Origin of the sequence: Actinoallomurus soli, assembly GCF_024055715.1 — a bacterium.
Classification (GTDB): Bacteria; Actinomycetota; Actinomycetes; order Streptosporangiales; family Streptosporangiaceae; genus Actinoallomurus; species Actinoallomurus soli.
This window is the reverse complement of sequence record NZ_JAMXMV010000021.1, coordinates 94,522-99,803: the sequence shown is the minus strand read 5'-3', so window position 1 is coordinate 99,803 and position 5,282 is coordinate 94,522. Positions and strand designations below refer to the sequence as shown.

Below are 5,282 nucleotides of genomic sequence, written 5' to 3'. Positions count from 1 at the left end.
GCACTCCCGCGTGGCGTAACGATTTCCGAAAAATGAACAGCAAAATGGAGCGATACGTGTGGCGTAAGTCGAGCCAAAGCATCAGCGCATGCCTGCAGGCCGCTGCAGTGGTAAAGCAGACGCTCCCTGATGGGCGGAGGCGGTTCGTGTCGCCATCAACCGACCTTCCGGGCGTCAGCGACCCCATGGCCGACGTTACCGGCGCGGCCACAGAGGTCGCCACAGAGGTCGCCACAGTCCAGCAGCCTGTGGCGGCGCGGACTGGGGGGCTTCCAGCCCTGAATTTCGACACGATCCCGCTGTCGGCGGCGTCTGGCACCGACACGTCCGACTCCCGCATCGCGTCAACCGTCGTGGAGGCCGGGGAAGCCGGCGGCCCGTCCACCATCGGCGGTGGTCAGGTCCGGGGCGGGGACGGAGCGTACAGCCGATTCGTTGGAAGAGTTTCAATACCCAGAACCCCAGAGATACCCGAAACCCCAGAGATACCCAAAACCCCAGAAACGCCGAACACACCCCCGGTGCGGGAGGAGACGTTCGCTGCCGATGACGGCGGCTCGGACCGCGGAAGTGTCCGGTCGAATTTCGGGCTGCCCGCGGGGATCAGGTGGGAGCCGGCGCGTTGGGCGCAGTCCTGGGGCTTCCGGTTCGTCGAAGGGCAAGAGTCGGCCCGCGGCGAACGGGATGCTGCGGCGCTGGGCGCCGGCGCCGGATCGCTGTACGCGGCGATACTCGCGGCGTCCCCCGGTGGTTCGGTCACCGTCGAGGGTCAGGAACAGCCAGTCAAGGATCCGGTGTGGCTACGCTATTCCCTGGGCCAGTGGATGCAGAACTCTTCTGCAGAAGAGGTCCTGGATCTGCCGGGGGTGAAAGAGGGGTATGCGTCGGCGGTCAAGGCCAGAGTCCAGAATAGCGGACGCAATCTTCCGTCGGACGAGCTCGATAGGTATATCGAAAACTCGGTCCGCAGCGGCGACGCGTGGAAGTACATCCTCCCCGCTTTCACTGGATCGGGCGAATGGTCGGAACTGGAGAACAGCGTCGCCCCGTCATTGATCAGCGAGTACCTCGGGAAGAGCCTGCTGGTGCTGCACCCTGACGGGCGGATGAGCGCTCACGGGTCGGGCCCGACGTTGGTGCTTGCCCACAGTTCCGGCCCCGACGGGAAGCCGCGGTGGACGGGAGCACCGGCGGCGGTGGACGGTCCGGTGCTGGAGGGGTTGTCGCCGCAGCAGGTGGAATGGGCCGCCGAGACCGGGATGGTCTTCGTCGGGCCGCGCGGAAGTAGCGATCCCTTCGAGGCGCTGACGGCTGCCGGCCGCGCCGTTGGGGTAGAGGCGCTGCTGGGTGGTCCGCTCGGGTCGCGGATGCAGCTGGCGCGGGCGATGGAGGCTGACACCGACGACCAGACCGGTTTGCCGCGTTGGGCGAACACGACGGATTGGGCGGACATCACGGCCCAGTACGTAGAAACCGCCGGTCCTGAGGGGGAGATGGACGCCTACCAACGCGTGGCGGATGGCCGGGCCTGGCAAGAGATCATCGCTGGTGTCTGGGATCGCCGCGGGGGGGTCTTGACCGGTCCGCTGCTGCAGGTGTTGGTGCACCATTACCTGGGGGTGAACGTCACCATCCTGCATGCCGACGGGCGGCAGGTGCCCTTCCGCGACGGAGGACAGCCGGTCACCGTCGCACAGCTGGTAGGGAGCACGGCCGGCTCCGGGAATCTGTGGATCGGGATGGCGCCGGTCGGTCCGCCGCTGGCGCTGGGCGCGAACACCCGGCCGGCCGATGTGGCCGGCGGGCGGCGTACGCCCGCCCCGATCAGCCCCATCGTCGACGCGACCGAACCGGTCATGCCGGTTGGGCCGGTGGGCCGGGCGCCGGCGGGGGTGAGTACGGCGCAGCAGAAATGGGCGCTGGGTCATCACCGCCGCTTCGTCGAGGTCCCGGTCGGTCCGGACGGCTTGCTGGAGGCGCTGGTGCAGGCCACCGACGGCGGTTTCACCACCGCCCAGGGGGTGCCCATCGCGAATGCGAGAGCTCTGCGCCAGGAGTTGGTCGACAAGATCCCTCAGTTCACCAACGCCCATCCGGGTTTCTGGCAGGTGGTGTACTCGATCTACGAGGGTCTTTATTACCAGCGTGAGAATCCGGCCGACGACGAGGCCGCCCGGGCGCTGAGGGAACAGATCGGTGCGCGGATCCACGGTGGTCAGGCGCTGGATGACATCAAGGCCTCGATCAAGGCGGCGTCGGCCGCTGATCCGGGGTACTGGCCACAGCTTGCCGAGCAGGTGGTGCCGTTCTTCGTGAACCGGCTTGGCCTGGCCGTGCGGGTGGTCAAGGCGGACGGCACGGTCGATCGGTACGGGAAGGGCCGGCCGGTCTACATCGCGCCGATCACGGACGAGAACACCGGGCGGCGGCGGTGGGCGGCACTGCCGCCGGCGGCGGGACGGTTCGCGGGCGGGTCCCCGTTGGGCAGCCCGAATCTGTCCGATCCGGCGCTGGTCAGATTGGGCCGGGCCCTCGACGCGACCAAGGCCGCCGGTGGGAATGAGGCCGTGGCGTCCTGGCTGCGCGGGGTGGCCGAACTCTGGCAGGCGAACGCGTCGATACCGCGGTCCGCCCCCAGCCGCGCACCCGGTGATGCGGCCCAAGGTGCGGTGTTGTCGCTGACTCCGGACGATCTGGCCGAAACGGTCGATAGTCTCGGCAGGATCCCCGGGCTCGGCGATCCGGCTTCCCTGAGCGCGGGAGAACGGACCGCTGCCGGTGTGATCACTTCCGGGCTGAGTCTGGGCGCGGCGGTCGAGCTGTTCCAGGCGCTGTTCGACGAGCGCGGCGGCGTGGGTGTGCCCGCCGCCACTGGGCAGATCACCCAGGGCGGGCCTCCGTCGGGGATCGCGGCCGATCAGTGGGTGGCGTCGTCGTCGCTGCGAGAGCTGGTCGAGGCGATCCCGTTCGGTGGCGCGGCATTGTTCTTCGACGGGACGCGGTCCTGGGTGGCGATCGACACCACGGATGAAATGCGGCTGGTGGAGTTCGGCTCCGCCGGCCCGGCCGGTCGGCCGGTCGCCTGGAACGACGAGGTCAAGGCGTCGCTGGACAGAGCGGGGCTGGGGCTGGTCGTCGATATCAACGGGCTCACGCTCGCGGCCGATCGGCTGGGCGGGCCGTTCATGTCGGGCACCGGCTGGGACGGTGACCTGAACGCCGAACCGGCCGGTGACCTCACGCCGCCGGGCATCAGCGCCGCCCAGGACGCGTGGGCGCGTGAGCACCAGGTACGGTTCGGCGCATCGCGGACGGGTCCGAACGCGGTGTTCGAAGCGCTGATCGATGCGGTCGGCGGCGCGCTCACCGTCGACGGCGAGCAGGTCGGCGACGCGCCCGCACTCCGTGCGCTGGCGACCGGACATCTGCCCCGAACCGAGGCGGGACGTCTGCCCTCGACCTATGTGGGCCCGATGGGCGCGATGGTCGTCGCGGAGTTCGAAGAACGTATCCTGGCCGAATTCTTGGGCAACGACCTGTCCGTTTTCCGCCAGGAGGCGGTGTTCGGGCAGATCAGTACCCATCTGGCCGATGGCTCGGCCGACCGGTACATCCGGCATGCGTTCGACCAGCCGGGTCATTGGGAACCGATCGTCGACGTTCTGGCCCCAGCTGTCCTCGCCGACCTGACAGGGAGGAACCTGCTGGTCGTGGGTGCCGACGGGCGGGTGCGCGCCTACGGCGACTCGCAGGCGCCACGGGTGGTGCTGGCCCGTACCGACCCGAGTTCGGCCGCCTCGGCGGGCTGGGTGACAGCCGTCCCCGAAACAGCCGAAACGAGTGGGGCGCGCCCCCACCCGGTCGCCGCCATCGAGCCAGACATCCAGATCTGGCCCACCGAGCCGGAACCGGCGGGTGCGCCCGCTGCTTTGACCGGCGCTCAGCTGAAGAGCATCCGCGAAAACGGCCTGGGCATCGGACCCGCCACCGGCGACTTCCTCCGCGCCGTACGTGGCGCGACCCAAGGCAGACTGCTGGCCGACCGCAACACCCCCATCACCACCGACACCAGCCTGCGCGAATTCCTGGCCAAAGCGGTCCGTGAACGTCCCGACCTGCTGGACGAGGCCGCCTGGGAAGGGATCAGGGAGGCAAGCGACAAGACGGACCCGGGCATCGAGGACGTCGTCGACGCCCTCACCGCCGACCCCGCGACGACCCCCGGCGCCGATCGATACACCCCGCACCTGATCTCCCCGTACACCGGCTACCAAGTACGCATCCTCGAGCCCGGGGGAGGTATCACGACACATGGAACCGGCGAGCCGATCACCATCGCCGCCACCGCGGACGGCACTGGATCCACCAGCTGGGCCGTCCTGACCTCCCCCGCGAAACCCGCCATCACGGAACTGCCCGGCCTACCGCCACTGTCCGACCTGATCGAACAGCCGCCCGCCCCGCAGGACTGGGACCCCGCTGACTTCACGGTCCTGGAGGAGGGAGTCGAGCGAGCCGACGATTACTGGCGCCAGGCCAGCGTGTGCGCGAAGGTCTGGATCACCAACGAAGACGGAGAGAGGGAACTCGTGCCCGCGTGCGTCTCGGTCACCGTCATCACCCTCGACCGGCCGCTCGCCACCATCCCCGGCGCGGCATAGAGCACCCCGGACATCTCGTGTGGAAGGGCGACCCGACCGGCCATCCGCCTACGGGTCGCCCCCGCACCGGCGAGGAATACGTGCGCTCGCCCGCCCGCTTCGGCGTCATCGTGCTCGCCGAACGATCCACCGCCGGCCGTCCGGCCGGCCCGGCCACCGAAGGAGACCGATCCCCATGCCAGAGAGCCCCCAGAACCACTTCGAGGCGCTGGCCCGCCGCGCCGAGCAGATGAATTACGACGTGGCCGACGTCCAGGCCGCGATGCAGTCGATGGAGGCCACCGGCTACGGCGGTGACGGCCTGGTCCGGGCCACCGTCTCCGGCCAGGGCAGGCTGGTCGGGCTGGACATCGACCGCTCGGTGATCGACCCCGACGACCGGGAGAGGCTGTCCGCTCTGGTGATGGAAGCCGTGAACGACGCCGCCGAGGCGCTGTCCGCCCAGCGCGCCGAGCGGATGAACGAGGTGACCGGCAACCTCACCGACATCATCGACCAACTGCAGCAGATGCCGACCCGGTACAGCGGGAACGTGGTGCCGAAGGTCCCGAACCGGCGCCCCGGCAGCCCGCCCTCCCGTCTTCCCCGCCTCCCCGGACTGAACGACACACGCTGATCGGC

General features: G+C 69.3%; 2 protein-coding genes. Both read left to right on the top strand.

Going from position 1 to position 5,282, the window contains the following annotated elements; genetic code table 11:
- Positions 1 to 521: 521 nt before the first annotated feature.
- Positions 522 to 4,661, top strand: a complete 4,140-nt coding sequence (locus tag NDW01_RS35075; protein ID WP_252828663.1) for a hypothetical protein — start codon at positions 522 to 524, stop codon at positions 4,659 to 4,661.
- Between the two features lie 175 nt (positions 4,662 to 4,836).
- Positions 4,837 to 5,277, top strand: a complete 441-nt coding sequence (locus tag NDW01_RS35070) for a YbaB/EbfC family nucleoid-associated protein (RefSeq protein WP_252828662.1) — start codon at positions 4,837 to 4,839, stop codon at positions 5,275 to 5,277.
- Positions 5,278 to 5,282 lie beyond the last annotated feature (5 nt).

Coding starts and splice junctions, on each gene's coding strand:
- NDW01_RS35070 (WP_252828662.1), top strand. CDS start 4,837: ATGCCAGAGAGCCCCCAGAACCACTTCGAGGCGCTGGCCCGCCGCGCC.